This window comes from Embleya sp. NPDC020630 (assembly GCF_044334985.1).
Taxonomy (GTDB): domain Bacteria; phylum Actinomycetota; class Actinomycetes; order Streptomycetales; family Streptomycetaceae; genus Embleya.
On record NZ_JBIRUB010000032.1, the window covers coordinates 38414 to 57733 of the forward strand.

At 68.6% G+C, this 19320-nt stretch carries 13 protein-coding genes; 9 read left to right on the top strand and 4 right to left on the bottom strand.

Annotation, left to right across the window (positions count from 1 at the left end; translation table 11 throughout):
* Positions 1–13 precede the first annotated feature (13 nt).
* Together ACH4XV_RS44995 and ACH4XV_RS45000 are read right to left on the bottom strand one after the other, a co-directional pair.
* Complete coding sequence (locus tag ACH4XV_RS44995; protein ID WP_395799821.1) at positions 14–553, bottom strand: hypothetical protein; 540 nt, start codon at positions 551–553, stop codon at positions 14–16.
* Positions 554–568: 15 nt separating this feature from the next.
* Positions 569–2422: a hypothetical protein gene (locus tag ACH4XV_RS45000; RefSeq protein ID WP_395799823.1), complete on the bottom strand. Its 1854-nt coding sequence runs from the start codon at positions 2420–2422 to the stop codon at positions 569–571.
* A 458-nt stretch (positions 2423–2880) separates the two neighbouring features.
* Here ACH4XV_RS45000 and ACH4XV_RS45005 point away from each other — a divergent pair, with 458 nt between their 5' ends.
* Positions 2881–4230, top strand: coding sequence for a hypothetical protein (locus ACH4XV_RS45005; protein WP_395799825.1), 1350 nt, complete (start codon positions 2881–2883; stop codon positions 4228–4230).
* A 96-nt stretch (positions 4231–4326) separates the two neighbouring features.
* Here the strand turns inward: ACH4XV_RS45005 and ACH4XV_RS45010 are convergent, their stop codons facing one another.
* Positions 4327–4860, bottom strand: a complete 534-nt coding sequence (locus ACH4XV_RS45010) for a DUF1772 domain-containing protein (RefSeq protein ID WP_395799827.1) — start codon at positions 4858–4860, stop codon at positions 4327–4329.
* A 361-nt stretch (positions 4861–5221) separates the two neighbouring features.
* On the opposite strand from ACH4XV_RS45010, the gene ACH4XV_RS45015 reads away from it, so the two are divergent.
* The 4 genes from ACH4XV_RS45015 (at position 5222) to ACH4XV_RS45030 (ending at position 9501) form a co-directional block, all read left to right on the top strand.
* Positions 5222–5485, top strand: a complete 264-nt coding sequence (locus ACH4XV_RS45015; protein ID WP_395799829.1) for a hypothetical protein — start codon at positions 5222–5224, stop codon at positions 5483–5485.
* Positions 5482–6045 (top strand): RNA polymerase sigma factor, encoded by a 564-nt coding sequence (locus tag ACH4XV_RS45020; protein WP_395799831.1) that lies wholly within the window; start codon positions 5482–5484, stop codon positions 6043–6045. Before ACH4XV_RS45015 ends, ACH4XV_RS45020 begins: the two co-directional genes overlap by 4 nt.
* Position 6046: 1 nt before the next feature.
* Positions 6047–7090: a hypothetical protein gene (locus tag ACH4XV_RS45025; RefSeq protein ID WP_395799833.1), complete on the top strand. Its 1044-nt coding sequence runs from the start codon at positions 6047–6049 to the stop codon at positions 7088–7090.
* A gap of 566 nt (positions 7091–7656) precedes the next feature.
* The gene (locus ACH4XV_RS45030) at positions 7657–9501 is read left to right on the top strand and encodes a zeta toxin family protein (protein WP_395799835.1); all 1845 of its coding nucleotides are present in this window, start codon (positions 7657–7659) and stop codon (positions 9499–9501) included.
* On the opposite strand, the gene ACH4XV_RS45035 is transcribed toward ACH4XV_RS45030, so the two are convergent.
* The gene (locus ACH4XV_RS45035; protein ID WP_395799837.1) at positions 9465–9773 is read right to left on the bottom strand and encodes a hypothetical protein; all 309 of its coding nucleotides are present in this window, start codon (positions 9771–9773) and stop codon (positions 9465–9467) included. The two genes, ACH4XV_RS45030 and ACH4XV_RS45035, sit on opposite strands and share 37 nt — an antisense overlap.
* A 242-nt stretch (positions 9774–10015) precedes the next feature.
* Here ACH4XV_RS45035 and ACH4XV_RS45040 point away from each other — a divergent pair, with 242 nt between their 5' ends.
* The 4 genes from ACH4XV_RS45040 (at position 10016) to ACH4XV_RS45055 (ending at position 19273) form a co-directional block, all read left to right on the top strand.
* A complete protein-coding gene (locus ACH4XV_RS45040; protein WP_395799839.1) occupies positions 10016–12655 on the top strand; it encodes an ATP/GTP-binding protein in 2640 nt (879 codons plus the stop codon).
* A gap of 233 nt (positions 12656–12888) precedes the next feature.
* Complete coding sequence (locus tag ACH4XV_RS45045) at positions 12889–13875, top strand: AAA family ATPase (protein ID WP_395799841.1); 987 nt, start codon at positions 12889–12891, stop codon at positions 13873–13875.
* Between the two features lie 223 nt (positions 13876–14098).
* Positions 14099–16492, top strand: a complete 2394-nt coding sequence (locus ACH4XV_RS45050; protein WP_395799842.1) for a S8 family peptidase — start codon at positions 14099–14101, stop codon at positions 16490–16492.
* Positions 16493–18466: 1974 nt separating this feature from the next.
* Positions 18467–19273 (top strand): DUF5677 domain-containing protein, encoded by an 807-nt coding sequence (locus ACH4XV_RS45055; protein ID WP_395799844.1) that lies wholly within the window; start codon positions 18467–18469, stop codon positions 19271–19273.
* Positions 19274–19320 lie beyond the last annotated feature (47 nt).

A 19320-nucleotide genomic window follows, 5' to 3' on the forward strand; every position in this document is an offset into this window, starting at 1 on the left:
GTTCCCAACGACGTCAGCGTTGGGGCTGCCGGGAACCTCTACGTCCCGGGCCGTGTCCGCGGTGTGCATTCGCATGTCGAGCGTCGACCTCCGTGGCGGCCTCATTGAGCAGACGCTGGCCGGTTCGGCCGGACAGACCCAGTCGCCTGCCGACCTCGGCCCCGGTCAAATCGCGGTCTCTTTCCAGGGCGTCGGCCAGGGCTAGGACTCGAGGGTCTCGCCGTGCCGCCGACGTGAGTGCGCGATCGGGGCTGCCCTGTGATGGCACGCCCGTCGTGGGAACCGCTGCCGCGACAACCGGGGAAGGGAAAGGCGCAGCCGTTTCCGGAGCGGCACCGGGCAGCGCTGATGCCGATGCCCGGTCCGGGTCATCGGGCTGCGGCAACGTCGTCATACCGTTCTCGAACGCGTACATCAGGGCGTCGGCGATGTCCAGGTCCCGACCGGCGGCGACGGCCGCTGCCGTCGCCAGTTCCATGAGTGCCGCCGTGCCTGTGACGCCCAGTCGGAGGGTCATCGTGATCTCCTGTGTGCCGTCCTGCCTGATCAGCATGGCTCGGTGTGCTCCCTACTCCCGGACGAGGGGCGCGTGGTCGAAGAACCGGTTGTCGGGACTCAGCCGGATTTCACGGAGACCGGGGTAGTCACGTTCGAGCGGGTCGACGGCGGTCGTGACGATCTGGCAGGCGTAACCGTCGGGGGAGGGGTCGTCGGCGGCGGTGATGAGGGTGTTCATCAGACGAACGCCGGTGTCGTGGTCGTCGCCCTGCGCCCCGAACCCGGTCAAGGGTGAGTCGATCAGCAGGAACGGCGGGACGGTGACGGTGGGCACCACGCGTGCCAGGTCGCGAAGACTCAACAGAACGGCGACGTTGATGATGACCCGGGGAGCACCCGCGACGGAGTCGTCCTCGAAGGTCTTGTCGTCGACCAGGGTGGTGTAGTTCTCCGGCTTGATCAGGGCGGTCTCACACCCGAGGTCGATCTCGCGGATCCTGGCCTGGAACAGCCCGGACCACTGCTTCACGAGGGCCTTTCGACGGCTGTTGTTGGCCGCCAGGGCTTCGGCGAGTGTCACGTTCGCGGCCTTCATGGCCGCGTTCGCCGCTTCGACCTGACGCTCGAGCGCGATGGCCCTGTCTGCATGCCCCAGATGCTTCTTGAGCTGTTTCACCTCTCCGGCGACGGTCTTGAGCTTGTCGCGGACCTCGGTCGCCGCGCGGCGCTGGGGGACGACGTCGCTCGCCTCGTAGGCCTCGTGCTTCTCCTGCGCCTTGCGAGCCTTGTCTTCGGCTGCGGCCCGCGCCGAGGCGGCTGCCAAGGCATCGGCCTTGTGGTTCTCCATCACCAGTTTGGCGTGCTCGACCTGCGCACGGGCCCGGGCGATCAACCCTTGCTTCTTCTTTTCCAGTTCCGCCTGACGCGCCGGATCGTGGAGTCGGCCACATTGCCGACAGACGCCGGGACCCACAACCGGAAGGAGACGCCCACACGCCGAGCAATCGTCGGGACCGCCTGGAGGCACCGACAGTCCCTCCAGGTGTCCTTCCGCTCGGGCGTGCTTCTGCGCCGCCGCCGCTGCCTTGGCCGTGGCGGCGTCGGCGAGCTTGCGCGTATTCCTCAGATCCTTGTCAGCCTGCTTGTAGAGGGCGCCGAGCCGGCCGTGCTCGCCGGATCGCCGATCCAACTCCGCGTGGGCCTGCCGTGATCGTTCCTCCAGGCCGGCGTGCTCTCGTACCTTGTCGTCGTAGCCCGCGCGAAGGGTTGCCGGGTCGGTGACCATGCCGTGCTCGCCCAACTTGCGAAACTCGCGGAACATCCTCTGAAGCGCCGTGAATTCGACCTTGGCGGTTGCGGCGGCCGCCTCCAGGGCGTCGATCTCCGTGGTCCGCAGACCCAGTACGACGTCGAGCAGGAGGATCCTCTCCTCGTCGGTCAGGCCACCGAGGTATTCCGTGGCAATGGTCGCCTGGCGCAGCGCGAGCAGACCGCGGTAGATCCGATCGAGGTTCACCGACACGTTGCCCCGGCGCACTGCGGGGATCCCGAGCAGTTCCTGGACGAACCCCTGCGCGCTTTGTTCACCGGGCTTGGAGGGCTTCACCGCGAAAGTTCGAATCGCCTCGGAGCGGTCACTGAGGTTCTCGAACGTAACCTTTGCCCGCCCGGAGCGAAGACTGCGTGTCGCCTCCCAGCGGGTGCCGCCGACCCGAAACACCAACCGGATCAGGTCGCATTGCCTGACCTGCGGCATCAGCGTGCACACCGTCAACCCCAGGGCATACAGGAGAGGCTCCAGCGCCGTGGACTTCCCGATCTTGTTGGGGCCCGCCAGCAGGGTGACGAGTCCCTTGAATTCCCTGCGGCGGCGTTCTCCCCGCCGTTCGAAGTCGAAGCGCTCGACGATAAACGACGGGCTCACGTGGTACCTCCTGAGCAACGGATCGGGTGTCTCATTCGTCAACGACCGTCGGCCGAACGGGTGACGGGCTCGAGTTCCATGCCGAACGCGATGCCGAGGCTCCCTCGGACGAACGACCCGGGCGCGTCGTCATGCCCCGGTTTGCCGCAGCGGCATCCGACACGGCCGGCTACCCCGGGGCGGAGCCACCGTGCCGGACGCGCGGAAGGCATGGTCGCCCCGAGAAGCGATCCGAAGGAACGACACCCGGCAGTGGGGGAGGCCCGCCCGCGTAGACCGGAAACGTCCTGTGGAGCGACTGGAGCCGGTCGGTGGATGTCCGTTCCCTGGGGGCCGACGGCTCGTTGCCCAAGTCCCCGGGACCGACGGAGACTTGGATGCCCCAGACCGATCCGATACTCCGTCACACAGCCCTCCGGTGCCGCTACGTTGAGGCATCTCACGAGACGGGGGCGTGCGTGACGGGCGGCAGTGGGGGCTACCGGTGGTGGGACGATTTCCGCGACGAGGCGAAGAGACGCCTGGGTCTGATGTGGACCGACCTGGTCGACCTGCCGATCGCCCGCGAGGAACACCTGCGGGAGGTCGGAGCGCGACGGGCGGCGGCAATATCCAGGGTGAGAGCCATCGACGCGCCCACGGCCGAGCGCATCCGCCCGGTGGTGATGGACACGGCACGGGTGTTGTCGGTCCGATCGGGATGGGCCACGGTCGTCGGCGACTTCCTCATGAAGCACGGTCCGCTGCTGTTCATGTCGACAGCCGCAGCCGTCACACTCTCCATCCCGCTGTGGATCACGCGCGTTCCATGGCCGACGACCTACACCGCCGCAGCGACGGCGTTCGTGCTGGTGATGCTGGCCTCGCTCCTCATCGTTGTACTGGAGTACCTGGCCGGGCTTCTTGCGCCTCGTCGGGGAGGAAGCCTGTGCCTGGTCGGCCTGTTCACGGCCTCGTTGGGTGCAGTGCTGTCCCGGAGGCGATGGCTTCCGGCCTATCGGCACCGCCTGGACGAATGGTCGTCGAGCCGGGGGAAGTGGAAGGGACACACCCTGGCGGACCTGTGCCTGCCCGAGGCGTCCGTGTGGGCGTTGACCGTGGTCACCGGACTGTTGGGTCTCGTCCTGCTCGTTGTCGTGATCAAAGTGGCGCTTGTCGTCGCCACACCTCGGCAACCCCGAGACGCTCTGCAATGCGCGGTGATGCTGCACACCTTCATCGAGATCGCACTCGTTCTCGACGCCCTGCACCAACCGAGTTCCGGTGGCTCGCCCCTCTCGTCCTTCGTGACCACGGCCGAGAGACACGAACTGATGGCCCGTCTGGAGGGGTTGGCCCGCACTGCGGAAGGACCCTGGCGTCGCGCGCTGCGCACGGGCGACGCCCAAGCGGACCAGGAACTTGCCCGTGTCGCCTTCGGGATCGCCGCCAGGGTCCGCGCCTGGAAGAACGTCGTGGTCCTCGGCGGCGGCCGTCTGGACGACATGCGCCAGGCGTTCGCTCTTGGCGTGGTCAACGCCGCAGATGGCGAATGGCTTCTCATGACCTCCGACGAACTCACCCATCGGGAGGTCCTCGGGCAGCGCCTGAGCCGATGGGCGAGGACGGGGATCACCCTAGTCCTTCTCGTCGGAGGCATGGTGGCTGTGTCCACCAACGTCTTCGGATTCTCGTCCGGACCGGCGGCCGCGACCGTCGTCCCCGTGGCGAGCCTGCTCGCGATGTACCTGGCCAACGCCGTCGACCCGCGGGCCACCGAACGCTTTGGCGCCGTGCAGCGACTACAGGCCGAAACCGTGAAGAAGTGACGTGCTTGCGCGGCCGGGTCCTTCGCACCCCAACCGATCACAACGTCCTCACGATCATCGGGGTAACACGCCGCGCTGTCCCTTCGACCGAACTGCTCAGGCGCGATTGCGGCGGTGCAGGCGGGTGGCCTTGAACATGGCGACCGCGGCGGCGGTCGACAGGACGGCGCGGATGCCGTTCCAGATGTTCCAGGTGGTCTCGAAGTCGGCGCGGGACGTGCCCGGGTCGACGCTGCCCGCGTGGGCGAGTGCCTGGTTGAGGGGGACGTTGATGCCCGAGGTGGTCAGGACCGTGGTGGTGTAGAGCGCGAGGGCGAAGAGGGCCCAGTGCATCGCCGTGCGGCCGTGCGCGCGGAGTTTCCAGGCGGCGATCGCGGGGGCGGCCATTGCGGCGGTGAAGACGGTAAAGAACAGCGGGTTCTCGATGCCGGTGTTGATGCTCTGCATGGTGCTCACGAAGTCGGCGTCGCCCTTGGTGCCCAGCCACGGCATAACGACGGCGGAGAAGGCGACGTAGGTGCCGGCCATCAGGCCGTTCGAGACAGCTCCGACGGTGAGCCAGCGACCGGCGATGTCGCGGGTGGCGGGGATCGGGCCGGCGGAGGCGAGGGTGTGATCGGCGGCGGCCATGGCGAACTCCCGTGAAGACGAAGGCGGATGAGGGGGAACGGTCCGCGGTTTCCGTGTTGTGTCCTTCCGTTTCCCCGATGCCTCAAGACTCTCGTTCGCGCAGGACTGGAACAACGGTCGTCCTCGCAACCCCAGTTAACCCCGGGGTTACCGATGCAACCGAGAGCAGCGGCCGAACCCGGTGAATTGAGTCCTGGTTCGGCTCCCCGCGCCATGTGCAGGGCGGTGAGGTTGTCGGAGCGCGAGTCGCAGCAACTTGTTCCAGCGCCGAGTGCACAATCTGGCCGGCTCGTGCGTAGACAGGATGAGTGCTCACCATCCAGTCCTGTGTCCTTCGCCTTGGAGGAGGTCCTTTCCCAACGTGTTCGTATCCCTCGAATCCGTCGCGGTCGTCGCAAGCGCGATCGCTGCCGTGTGCCTGTCGTTGCGCAGGCCCGGCATGGTCGAGATCGCTGCCGAGTCCCATCGTCTGATCGCGGGCAAGCGCTGCGGACGGGTGTGTCGCCGGTGGTACTTGCCGCCGGGCGCGGTATCGGCCGAAGCAGCCCTCAGTTCCAAGAACACCGGTACCGATACGCCGACCGTCATGCGTGCCGTAGACCCCCAGGAGCGTCGCCGGTGGTGAGCCCCCCGAACTCCGACAAGAAAACCCACGTCTGCGAGCTCTCACCCGAGCAACTCGCCGCGTGTGAAGACCTCCACATACGAATGGTCGGCTCCCTCACGCGACGGCTCATCGGGGCATGGAGCCTCTCGGAGGCCGACGCCGAGGACATCGTGCAGCAGGCGTTCGTGAAGCTCCTGCGCGTGTGGCCGACGATCCGACCCTCCACAGCCGAAGCCTACGTGCGCAGGATCGCCGACAACCTGGCCTTGAGTCTGTTCCGGCGACGCAAGACGGAGCGCAAGGCCAACGGCGCCTGGCTCGACAACAATCGCTGCGTATCCACCTCGCCGGACCTCGACGCCAAACTGGCCGACGTCCTCACTTACGCGATCGACGGCCTCAGCGCCGGTCAACGCGCGGTGTTGGCATACCAGCGCGACGGAATGGACGACAGTCTCATTGCTCAACAGATGGCCATTGCCCCGGCAACAGTGCGCTCCCATCGTCGGAAAGCCATTCCCCAGGTCCGAGAGGCCGTACAGAGGCGACTCGCAAACAACGGTGAGCAGGAAGGGTGAGGTGAACCCGGTGAACTTCGGACCTCTTGAGATGCCCGAACCGAACACGACGGGCAACGACGACACATGCGCCTACCAGCCCCGCACGCCTGCGTTCGCGGCCGTGATGAACGCGGCCCGGATCCGCTACGACCTGTGGGACAGGCCGGAACTCGACGAGCCCGACTCCATGGACGTCCCCATGCGTCACCGGCTCGGCGTGCCGTTCTCGGGTGCGACCCTGGCGAACACCGCCTACCGGCTCGGGAACCGAGCAGCCGTCCGTGGAGACTGGCGAACCGCCGGTCAGTGGTACGAGGAAGCGGTCATCCACGACCACCCCGGGGCGGCCTTCCGCCTTGCATGGCTCCTCCTGGAACAAGAGCACCAGCGCCTCGCGTCCAACGCCGCGACTCACGAAGGAGCCCCCCAGAACGGCACGATCGAACGCGCCGAAGACCTACTGGAATTGGCCGCCGGAGGCGGACACGCGGATGCCGCGCACCTCTTGACCACAGTCGAGTGGGCGGCGTGGCAGGCCCGTCAGGAACCGCGCCTGAATCCGGAGCGGTTGTTCGCGCATCGACTGCTGGGCTCCCGAGCGTCGGACGAGTTGTCCGCCATCACAGGATTGAGCGCCGGCGACGACGACTATCCGGCGCAGGACTTCGACGTGCTCATTCGCCTGGCCGCCTGCGCGTATCCCCTGTTGTCACGCGAAACCCCGGCGCAGCCCGCATCGGACGAGCTCGTCGGATTGCTGAACGCCGCACTCCGTACCGGCCACACCCTGATGATTGTCCAAGTGCAGTGCAATGACCCCGAGGTGGGTGAACCCGCTCCTCCGAACGAAGAGGTTCTCCGGGCGATGGTGCTGTTCTTCGACGAGGAAAGCGGGCAGGGCGCGTTGTCCGTCGACGAGCACCCCAGGCCTGTCGACTTCTCCCTGCATAGCAACCTCCGAGGCCGAACGAGCCTGCGCGCGGGCGAAGCCATCGAACTGGGTCTGAGGGGCCAACCAGGCACCGACGACTGTGGAGCCGTACTGATCGAGAACTGCAGCTGACCACCCACCGGACACGGATCCCACCATGAACACGGGGAGGTGCACGGACACGCATAGAAGTTCGGTGCACCGCTGCCTTCTGGGAACCGCCGGCGCCTCGCTGCGCCAGCGGTGCCCTACCCAGGAGACGCGCTGATTCCTGTTCGGAGTCCGCAACCGAACAGCGGAAGCGAAAAATTTCAAGATCTTTTGTGGACTTCCCGTTCATGCGCGTCCACTCGCCGGCTTGACGCCGTGTCCACGAACGCTCAGCGGACCGCATCGTATCCGCGCAGGTCGCACCGAGAGTCCGACAACGGAGCCCCGGTCGACGTCCCCACCACTTGCCGGCGGGCCGGACGCATCCAGGATCTGCAACGCCGTGAATCTGCAACGTTTGCAGGTCAGAGCCATAAGCGAGGGTCACTCAGGGCCCGCTCGGATGGCTACCCTTCTGTCGTGCTCAGCGGGCCAACGCCGAAATGGCGACGGCCCCCGGTAGCCCCCGGGAGCCGTCGATTCCACACAGTCCGGCGTATGGAGACTGAATGCCCAACGACGAACAACCCCCATGCTGCCATGCCCACATGGCGCTTGCGACGCCCGTCGGTACGCATCACCGACTCCCGGCGATCGACCCGCCCATCGCGACGCCGACGATCGATGCGGTGCGACAGGAACGACCCGTGGCCGTGTTCGTCGCCGGTCAACCAGGTGCCGGGAAAACCCTGATTGCGAACCTCGTCCAAGCAGTGCTCGACCGCCGAGGCGGAGCGGTTCGCGTGTGTGCCGACCTCTACAAAACCGACCATCCCCGCTATGCCGAGGCCCTGTCCGAGGACGTCCGCACCGCCGGCGCGGCTGTGCGTGCGGACACCCGCCGCCTCCAGGCCGAGATCGAGGCCCATGTACGGCAGCAGGGGTTCGACGCGGTGGTGGAGACCGCGCTCGCCGACATCGACGCGTTCCGCGCGGATGCGGCGGCCTACCGGTGGGCGGGGTTCCGGGTCGAGGTCGTCGTGCTGGCGACCGCGGAGGCCGTGAGCCAGTTGGGGATCCTGGACCGCTACGTCACGGGGGCGGTCGACGGCGCCGGCCGGTACGTGTCCTGGACCAACCACGACGCCTGCGCGCAGGCATTACCGGAGGTCCTGGCCGTGGTCGAGGCCGAGCGGTTGGCGGATCGGGTTACGGTGGTGCGGCGTGACGCGAGCGTGGTGTACGCGAACGAGCTGGACGCGATGGGGGAGTGGCTGCTCCCTCCGGCGGCTGCGGCGGCCGTGCTGAAGGAGCGGGCGAGGCCGTGGTCCGCGCCGGAGACGCTCCGCTTCCGCGCGGAGCTCGCCGCCGCCGACCGGCGCCTGCACCATGAGCCGATGCCCGAGGACCACCGCTTGGCGGTGCGGCGCGACGCGGAACGCGCCGCCGCCCTCGCGGAACCGGTCCGCCGGATCGCGCGGGCGATCGCCGAGGCGCCCGGTGTCGACTATCACCGTCTGTCGGCCGTAGAACACAAGTGGGTTTTCGAGGAGTTGCTCGTCCCCGACCTGGGGGAGATCACCACGCATGAGCGTCCCGTGATCACCTACGTGATGGGTCAACCCGGCGCCGGAAAGACCGGCCTGGCGAGCCTGGTCCACCGTGCGACGCTCCACCGTCGACCCACCCGGATCGTCGCCGAGCACTTCAAGATCTCCCATCCCGACTATCTGCAACTCCTGGGCGAGAACCCCCGCACCGCAGGAGAGCGCGTCCGCGTGGATTACCGGGCCTGGCGGGACCAGGCCATGGCCCATGTCCGCGCGCGCCGCGGCGACATGGTCGTGGAGATCGCCCCGGGCAGTGCCGAGGCGTTCCTGGCCGACGTCGGCGCGGACCGCCGCGCCGGATACCGGGTCGAACTCGTCGTCCTGGCCGTCCGTGCGGCGGACAGCCGTCAGGGCACCGCCGCCCGCTACGCGGAGGTGAGCCGGTCCGGTCCGGCCCGGTTCACCTCGGTGGCCGGGCACGACCGGTGCCTGCGCGCGGTCGTCGAGTCGGTGCATGCCGCCGAGCAGGGTGCGGTGGTGGACTCGGTCGTCGTCATGCGCCGGGACCAGACCGCGATCCACCGCAACGAGCTGGGCCCGGGTGGAGGGTGGGCCCACGCGACCGGTGCGGTGCGGGCGCTGCTGGGGGAGCAGAATCGCGCCTACACGCCGCGTGAGGCGGCCGAGTTCCTCGAGGTCCACCGTCGGTTGGTGGGAGCGTTGTCGCAGTACCGAGCGGAGTTGGGCGACATCGCCCGCCTGGCCGCGCCGATGATGCCCGCCTCGAGGAGGCTGCGGCACCTGGCCGCGTCCGCGTCTGCGGCGGCCCTGCCCGTCCCGTTCCCGTGTTCGGCACAGCAGGCGGGTTACCCGCCGGAGAGTTCCCGCAGGCGCGTTTCGTAGGCGGCTGCGATGGCGGCGATGCGCGCGGGAGGGGAGAGCTCCAACTCCAACTCCTGCCGGTCGGCCAGACACGCCTGCCGCTCGGCCCGAAATCGCTCCAGTTGCTCGGCGTTCGGTGCGCCCGCCCTGCCCTCGTCCAGGATCCGTGCGTTGTACCAGCCGATCACCCGATTCACCGCCTCCAACGCCTCGGCGGTGGGCACCCGGGAACGACCCGGGTCTGCGGAGGTCGAGTCGGGCGGGGTGCCCTCGGGATCGGCCGCGTCGTGCATGGGGTCCGCCTCGGGTCGGGTTGTGGAGGATCGGCTGTGCTACCGGGTCGACTGTTTCATGCGCGGCCCCGGACCGGACGCTCACCCGCACCCGGGCCGGACGGGTTGGCGAACGCCGGCCTGGAACACGGGGGTGGTGGCGCTGTGTGGGCGCTACGTTGGCGTTCGGCGATCATCACCTGGGGGCGGTCATGGCGAGTCGGCGGGATCTGAGGGCGCTGTTCGGAACGAACGATCCCGGGGTGGACAGCGACGAGGCGTTCGTGAACCGGCAGGAGCAGTGGTCGCTGGTCGGCGCGGCGCTCGCCGAACACCTGCGCCACACCGCGACCGCCGGGTTCGACGTCGAAGACCTGGAGGCACCGCGGAACAACGTGATCGTCTTCCACGGCGTCGGCGGGGTCGGCAAGACCACCCTGTCCCGCAAGATCGAGGCCGCCCTCGCCGGCCGCGGACACCGACCCGGCCAGTGGGGCGAGCCCCCGTGGACACCCGACACCGGAGAGAGCCTGCTGCCGGTGCGCATCGACCTCGCACGCTCGGCCGGCACCGACTTCGAACAGGTCGTCCTCGCGATCCGCCTCGCCCTAGCCGAGAAGGTCAACCGCCCGCTGCCCGCCTTCGACATCGCCCTGCGCCGCTACTGGGAGAGCGCGCATCCGGGCGAGCCGCTGGAGGAGTACCTGCGCAGGCGCGGCCTGGCCGGCCGGGCCGGGCAGGCACTGCCCGGGCAGGTCCAGGCGGCGATGTCCGAGGCCGCCCAGGCGCTGCTGCTCCCGGGGGTGGTCGGGGCGGTGATCGGCCAGGTGACCACCGGTCTGGTGGGGGCGTTACGTGAGCGCCGCCGCACCGTGCGGGCGCTCGCCGGGTGCAGGCGGCTCGCCGACCTCCTGGAGGCCGAGCCCGACCCGGACGCGCTGTCCTTCTATCCGCACCTGCTGGCGTGGGAAATCGCCCGCCTGCCCGCCGACAAGCGGGTGGTCCCGGTGATTCTGTTCGACGGGTGGGAGGAGATCGGCGACCGCACCCACCGCGACCTTGAGCGCCTGCTTCAGCGCGTGGTGTGGCTGATGCCCGCCGCCTTCTTCGTGATCACCGGCCGCAGCCGGCTTCAATGGGCCGACCACGCCCTTCAAGGCCAACTCGACCACACCGGCCCCGCCTCCTGGCCCGGCCTGATCGTCCACGACGTCCCGCCTGCCCGAACCCCGAGCCCCGCCGACGCGGCCCGCAACCGCCACATCCTGATCGGGGACCTCTCGCCCGAGGACTGTGACGACCACCTCGCCCGCCGCCTGTCCCGCGACGGCCACCCCCTCATCGACCCCGCCCTGCGCGCGGTCATCACCGCCCGCTCCCACGGCCTGCCCCTCTACCTCGACCTGGCCGTCATGCGGTTCCTGGAGATTCGTCGCAGCGGCGGCCGCCCACAACCCGACGACTTTTCCCACGACTTCGCCGCCCTGGTTGCCCGCACCCTCAGCGACCTCACCGCGGACGAGCGCCACGTCCTGCGCGCGGTCACCCTCCTGGACGCCTTCGACCTGCCCCTGGCCACCCACGCCGCGGGCATGACCCACCAGGCCGCAGCCCAACGACTCGTCGAACGCCCCTTCGTCCGCGAGAACCCCTTCGCACTGTGGCCCTTCCACCTGCACGCCCTCATCCGCTCCACCGTTCGCGACGCCGCCGACCACACCGACGACCGCTGGTCGCCCCGCGACTGGCACACCGCCGCCGAACGCGCCCTCGACGCCCTCGGCGCTCAATGGGCCGACGGACCCGCACACGACCGCCTGCTCCTGGTGGGCTGCCTGCGCCAAGGTCTGCGCCTGGCCCGGGACTTCGGCCTCGACCTGGCCTGGCTCGCGGACGCCGCGTGGCGCTACGTCGGCGACTCCGTCTGGGAACCCCTCGAACCCCCGACCCCCGACGGCGCACCGGGGACGGGGCCACGCACCGCGGCCGACGCCCTGGTCGAGCTGCTGAGCGCGCTCGCCCGCCGCCAGCATGAGCACCGCGAACGCACCGTCGACCGCCTGGCCGCCGTCGCCGCGACCGGACTGCTGCCCGCCGACCTGTCCGAGATGGCCGTCTACTACCGGGCCAAGGCCGAACGCGACCTCGGCCGCTCCGCCGAGTCCCGCCAGGGCATGCAGCTGGTCGTCGCGGGCGGCGGCCGGCTCGCCCCGGCCGCCGCCCGCGGCCTGGCCCACCTCGCAAGGATCGCCGGCGACTTCCCCACCGCCCTGGCCACCGCCGCGACCCTGGGTTGGGAGGGCCGTCACCATCGGATAGAGGGCGACGTGCGATGGGTCCAGGGCGACACCGCGGGCGCGGCCGCGGCGTATGCGGCGGCACGTGACGAGGCCGAACACCACGGCGTCGCGGGGGAGCGGGCCACCTCCCAGGCCCAGCGCGCCTTCGTCCTAGCCTTCGCCGACCCCGTCCTCGCCGACGACGAACTCGACCTCGCCCGACAACTCCTGACCGGCCTCGACCTGCGGGCCACGACGCTGACCACCCGCATCGCCGAACTGGCCCGCGACGCCGGAACCGCCCCCGACGTCGAGGCCCGCGCGCTCGTCCTGCGCACCGAGATCGGCGTCGCCGGCCTGGTCTCGGCGCGAGCCACCCTGGAACTGGCGGTGTGTTTCCACCACGCCGTCCGCGACGACCATCCCCAGGCAGCGGCATCGATCGACCGACTGCGCGACCTCACCCGCAGCGGCGACTACGCCTACTACGTGGACATCGGCCACTTCATGGCCGGCTTCCCCCTCGCTGCCCCCTCCTCGGCGCGATGGTTGGATGGGGACGCGGCCACGCGCGACCGGTGGCGGGCTCTCGTGATCGCTCGGCGCGCACACAGCTCTCCGTGAAAAGAGACGATGCTGCCTGGAGGCCGACGGCGGAGTGGCACCACATCCCGTCCTCCCCGGCGGTGCCTGGGGCCGGTATCGCGGGCAGATATTGGGCATAGGCAGCGCGTGCCTGACGGTGTGCGGCGGGCCCGTACTATTCACGAGCCGGTGACGGGATCCGACGTCGGCGTTGTCGGCAACGGAGCCTAGAGTGCGCGAACAGTGTTCGATCGAGGAGGTGTGACGCAGTCGTGAGCGCCAGTGCCGACCATGTCAAAGCCCTTCTGCGTGCACACGCCGACCAGGACGACGACCTCTTCTACAGCATCGCGTTGCAGGTCGCGGCGAAGTCCGCCCGACAGGGCCACGGCAAACTCGCCGTTGAATTGCGAGAGCTGATCGACGCGGTCCGCAAGCAGTCGCATGCCGCCGCTCCCAGGGCTGTCCCCACACCGGTGGTCCAACCGCGCGGTGAACTCTCCAGTCTGCTGACCGCCAGCTACCCCAAGGTCCGCCTCGACGACATGACCCTCGGCCGGGAGATCCGCGGCTCGCTGGACCGGGTGCTTCACGAGCAGCGGCAACGCGCGCGCCTGGAACGGTTCGGCTTCACCCCGGTCCATCGGATCCTGCTGTCCGGTCCACCGGGAACCGGCAAAAGCATGACCGCCGCCGCCCTCGCAGGGGAGTTGTCCCTGCCCTTGTTCACCATCCGCCTGGACGGACTGATCAGCCGCTTCATGGGCGAGACCGCGACCAAGCTGCGTCTGGTCTTCGATGCTGTCGCCAAGACCCGCGCCGTCTACCTCTTCGACGAGTTCGACGCGTTGGGCGCCGAACGCGCAGCCGGAAACGATGTCGGGGAGGCACGCCGCATCCTCAACTCCTTCCTGCTTTTCCTCGACCAGGCACCCTCCGAGAGCCTGGTCGTCGCGGGGACCAACCATCGCCAGATCCTGGACAACGCGTTGTTCCGCCGCTTCGATCTCGTCGTGCCGTACGAGCCCCCCACCGCCGAGCAGGCCGTCGAGGTGATCGAACGACGACTCGCCGGCATGGACACCACCGCAGTACGGTGGGCGACCGTTGCCGAGCGCACCGCCGGACTCAGCCACGCCGAACTGGTCAAGGCCGCCGAGTCCGCCGCGAAACGCGCCATTCTGGGGGGTGCCGACGTGATCGACGACCGTCTGCTGTTGGGAGCTTTGGAAGAGCGGCACGCGCTGCGCCATGCCTGAACGCCCCCATTCCCGCACGCCGCACCTGCTCGTTCCCTGGACTTCGCGCACGTTTCGTCCGAAGCCGCCGTCTGTGGGTGGTGGGCCGCCGAAGCTCGTCGACCGCTCGGCCGACCGTGCGGGACACGTCGGCCGCCTTCTCGGCGGCCTGGCAACTGCCCACGACCAGGCAACTGCGGCCCGGGACCTCGTCCCCGAGCCCTACCGGGCGGACGGTTTCGCCGTGCGCGTCGAAGCCGCACCCGGGCACGAACTCGACCTCAAATCCCTGGACGGCTCGAACCTGACGCTCATGAGCGTCCACCCGCAGACGGCGGCCGACCCGGAAGACGCCCTGGTCTGGCTGCCGTACGGGCAAGTCGGCAACCTGGCCACCCGTATCGGGAAGTTCACCGACGACACCCGCGGCGGGAACCCGCAGATGGCCATGCTGGTTTCCAACGTGGAGCAGATCGAACGCGCCCTCGTCGAGCACCTGTGGCAGGAAGACTCCCCCCTGCCGCCTCCCACCGAGGAACGATGGTGGGAACTGTGGTTCGACCCACGCGTCGGTTCCGCCGACCCGATCCGCACCCTGCGGGAGATCGCCACAGCACACGGCTGGCCGGTGACCGATCACGCCATGGCCGTCGGCGAGTACCTGATCGGCCACGTCAAATCCACTCGTGACGACCTGGGCGCCCTGTTGGCGACGAACGCGTGCCCGGTCGAGATCCGCAGACCGAGCTTCGTCCAGGAGTTCTACGAAGCCGAACAGTCTTTCCGACGGGAACTGGCGCTCGACCTCGCGGACCGCATTCGCGCCGCCTCCGCCGACGCGCCCACGGTGTGCCTCCTCGACACCGGCGTCAACCAGCAACACAGTTTCCTCGAGACCTCGCTGCACGGGCGCGTTCACACCGTCCTGGCCGACGGCAATCCCAACGACACCGTCGGCCACGGAACGCAGATGGCGGGTCTGGCCCTGTTCGGAGACCTCGCCTCGGCTTTGGAGGGCAAAGAACCCGTTGTCCTGACCCACGGCCTCGAATCGGTGAAGATTCTCACCGCAGCGGTTACCGAGCCGGCCGCCCACCCGCGTACGTATGCCGAGGTCACCGCGAACGGCATCTTTACCGCCGAGACCGGCACCCCCGTACAACCCGGGGCCCGCGTGTTCTCCATGGCCGTGACCACCATCTCCGACGACGGAAGCCACAACGACGGCACCGCGACGCTATGGTCGGCCACCCTCGACGCCCTCGCCGCAGGATCGTCCGTCATCACCCACAACGATCGCATCGAGCTGCTCGACCCACCCGACACCGCGACATCACGACTGATCGTCGTCTCCGCCGGCAACGTTCGCGACCACAAACTCCTCGCCACCCCTGGGACATCGCACCTCGACATCTGCGATCTCACCCCCATCGAGGAGCCCTCACAGGCCCACAACATCCTCACGGTGGGCGCCTATACCGAACTCACCGCCACACCGCTGGACCCCGCCTTTCGCGGCTACCGGGCACTGGCCACAGCCGGAGAACTCTCCCCGTTGAGTCGCACGTCCGTTACGTTCACCAACCCCAAGGCCGTCATCAAGCCCGACATCGTCGCCGAAGGCGGCAACCTGCTCGTCGACGACGCCGGGAACGTCGAATGCCACGACACGGTCTGCGTGACCACCACGGACCGCGACCCCTACCGCCTGGTGTCCACCGCCAACGCCACCAGCGCCGCCACTGCCCAGGTCGCCCGCCTGGCCGCTCTCGCCCACGCCGCCTACCCCGACTTCACGCCCGAGGCAGTACGCGGTCTCCTCGTCCACGAGGCCCGATGGACCCCCGCCATGGAAGCCGGAGCCGGGGGCCTCTACAAAAGGACGGGCAAGCCCAAGCCGAAGAGGCACGAGCTCCGGGCCCAACTCCTGCAACGGTACGGCTGGGGCGTACCCACCGAGGAACGGATCCTCGCCAGCGCCAGGAACGCTGTCACCCTCGTCGTCCAGGACTCCCTGATCCCCTACGAGCGACGAGGCGAGAACGGCGTCGGTCTGGCCGAGCTCAAGCTCCACGAACTCCCGTGGCCCCTGGAACAGTTGCGGGACATGGCCGACGCCACGGTCGAACTGCGCGTCACGCTGTCCTACATGGTCGAACCCAACCCGGGACGCCGCGGCATGCGAGGCGCCCACACATACGCCTCGCACGGACTGCGCTTCGCCATCAAGGCCCCGCTCCAATCCGTCGATGACTTCGAACGCCGTATCGCCGACGTCGCCGAGGCAGAGACGGACGCCATGACCTCCGCCCCCGCCTTCGAAGGCGACGACCACTGGCTCCTCGGCTCCCAGAACCGCAACCGCGGTTCTTTGCACAGTGACGTCTGGCGCGGATCCGCCGTGCAACTCGCCGAGTGTGGCGTCTTGGCCGTCTACCCGATCGGCGGCTGGTGGAAGACCCACAACCGCCAAGACCGCATCGGACGACCGGTCACCTACGCCCTGCTCGTGTCCCTGTCCACCGACGTCGGCACGGACCTCTACACCCCGATCGCGAACCAACTCGGGATCCCGATCACTGCATCTGTCTCGTCGGAAGTCCCTACGGGCACCCCGATCCAGTTGGAGCTGGGCTGAGAGTGCGACGCGGCTGGTGCTGGCATCGCGCAACCGGCGCCGGCCTTTTCCGCTTCCCGGTGGCCTCGGCGGATAGGCCGTCGGGTGCTGTACGGCCCACGCGGGGCGAGCCGCGCGGCGGCCGCCCCCTCTGGTCGAGTCCGCCGCGATAGGGACTGCTGGCGGCTCGGCGCGGCGGCGGGGAATGAACCCGAGACGGTGTCGGTTGTGATCGGCGTCGGTGAGGGTGTGCCCCCGGGCCCAACCATTGCCTCCGTGGAATACCGCTCGGCTGGAGCCACGGTGTGCCTTCCGCCGTGAGGCGGCCACACTCATCGGCCTTCGACGATCGACGGCGCCGCCCCGAACCTTTCGGGCGGCGCCGTCTCGCATGTCTCGCCGACTCGGGACTGTGCTCTGCGGGTAACGCCTGAACCCTGCGGCGACCTGCGCGGGTAACGAATCCGTTACCCACCGCAAGGCCCCCGGGGTAACGCTTGCCCCGGCGCCCGGTCCGATCTACGGCCGGTCCCCGTCCTCCGGCGGTGCCGTCCCGGTCGCCTTGCGGCCGTGTCGGTGATGGCGCGGAGCACAGTGTTGCGGGTGGTCGGCGGTGTTGGCGGAGCGTCAGAACCCTTGAGGATGATGGTCGTGCGTGCGAGGGAGCATCGTGCTCGGAGAATCTGCCGTTCGCGGCCGATTCCCCTCGCGGGCCCGAATGCACTGGAAATGCGACAACAGCACCTATATCAACCTCCGAGGCGACACGCGGCCGGCCGGGTTAATTTCCTCCCTGCATGTGGTCGGTGACCTGCGCGGATAACGAGAGGTCACGCCTTGCTTGCGTTCCGGGACGCCTCGTGTTTGCGGAGTGGCGGGATTGCTCTTTACCGTGTGTTCTTACATCGCGCGAAAGTCGAGCAGTGGTTGACCTGTTCGCGGGTGTGGTGGCATGACGGATCCAAGGGGAACCACAAATTCGCCGGACGTGACCTTGCCGCCTGCACGCTCTCTGCGGAATCGGGCTCCTACATATGTGGGCCCGAATCATCGGGCCCTTCCATGTGAGGAGGAATCGATGGAGCAGGGGAACGACGGCTCGGCCGAGCCGTCGCGTCGATGGACGGTCCGCCGTGTGGCCGGCTACGTGCGAAGGTGGGTTCCGGTGGTGGCGACTGTCTTGACGACAGGTATCGCCGTCTACGGGGTCGTAACCGGACGCGGGCCCAGCCAGTAGCGGCCGGGCCCGTCCAAGCGACATAACAGAGGCTCCACCCGGTGCTTCGATTGGCCTCGACCCGGGTGGGGTCTCTTTTTCATGCCTGTCGAACCACGCAGAAAGCTGCGGTTCGATGCCCATGATGCACGACTCTCGTCGCTCAGGAACAGTCCGGAACGTCCCCGACAGTCCTCAGCCGCCCCCATACGGCCCCAACCGAGGTCCTATCGGTGTCCTACGAGAGGCCGGAGCAAGGCCTTGCCAAATTCCGTCGGCGGCTTCCCGAATTGGCTTCGACCATGCAATTGTGACGACGGTCACGCAGGCTTCGGAGTATTCGAAGTCCGTCCGATTCCACCTCATGAAGGCTCTCGCCACGCGAACGAGTGAATTCGATGCCGATTCTTCGCCGCGCGAGTCGATCCCGGAGAAACACGGCCGAGAGACCGACGGAGGGACGGTCGCGACACCGCCGGCGGTGTCGCTCGACGACATGTGGTGCCCCACTGGATCGCGTGTCCCGCTGGCCGGCCCGCCTCCGTCGCCGGAACCACACCGATCCAGCCGCCCCCGGCTGCCGATGCTCCGCGTTCCGACATCGCCGCCGGTCGCCATCGGGCAGAGGCGTTGCGGTCACTGAACGATGCGACGATGGACGGGACACCGTCTGTTCCGGTCGCTCTCCCCTTCCCACGCCGGATCGGCCATCCCTGCCCGACGGGTCCATGCCGGAAATCTCGTCGCCGGCCCGGCCCGGACTCTCTAGCCTCGGCTGCATGACTGACGACGTGGATTTCGTGGCGAACTTCCACAATGACGAACGAACTCCCGCCCGGAGCCGCCGAGCCGTTACCATCCTGATCGAGGCGGCCGACACCCTCCTGCGCTCCGGTGACGAACTCGGCTGGGCGCCGGGCCGACACACGACCGTGTTCCCGCTCTACGGGTGGTGGCGCCTGGTCCACCGCAGTGCCCAAGCCCTGTTCCTTCTGACGGACAACGGCTACACCGTCGAAAGCGCCGCGCTCACCCGCGGCATCATCGAACACGCCTACGCCATGGCGTGGCTCGTCGACAACGGCGACGCCGCGACGCACGCCGTCGTCGACCACGGGAACAAGAAGTTCGGCAAACAGGTCGCCACCTTCGTCGAGACCTCCTGGCCCGGCGCCGACGAACTCGCGCGCAAGTTCGCCGAAAATCTCGCGAGCACCACGCGTGAACCCTCCGACCGCGCCCTGTACGACAAGTGCCTTCACGAGGCCGGCAACTTTCGGGACCTGATGGAGCGTCACGGGATGTTGAACGTTTACCCCGTCTACCAACTCCTGTCGTCGTTGTCCCATCCCGGTTCTGCCACCGCTTCCGCCTATCTGCGTCGAGGAGACGACGACGGCATCCAGGTCCGTGCCACGGCGGGCACCTCCGATCTGGAGGTCGTCGTCCAGGTGGCACTGGCGGTCGTCGTGGCCAACGAAGCGATCAGCCCCCGCCTCCGCGGAGACCCCATGCGCCCTGCCCTCGACAGCGCCAAAACCGAACTCGGGCTCGAAGGCGTCGACTTCCGTCCCAGGCGGCTGTGACGGACCCTATTCACGGCGGTTCGTTCCAGGCTTCGTGCACCGCCGTT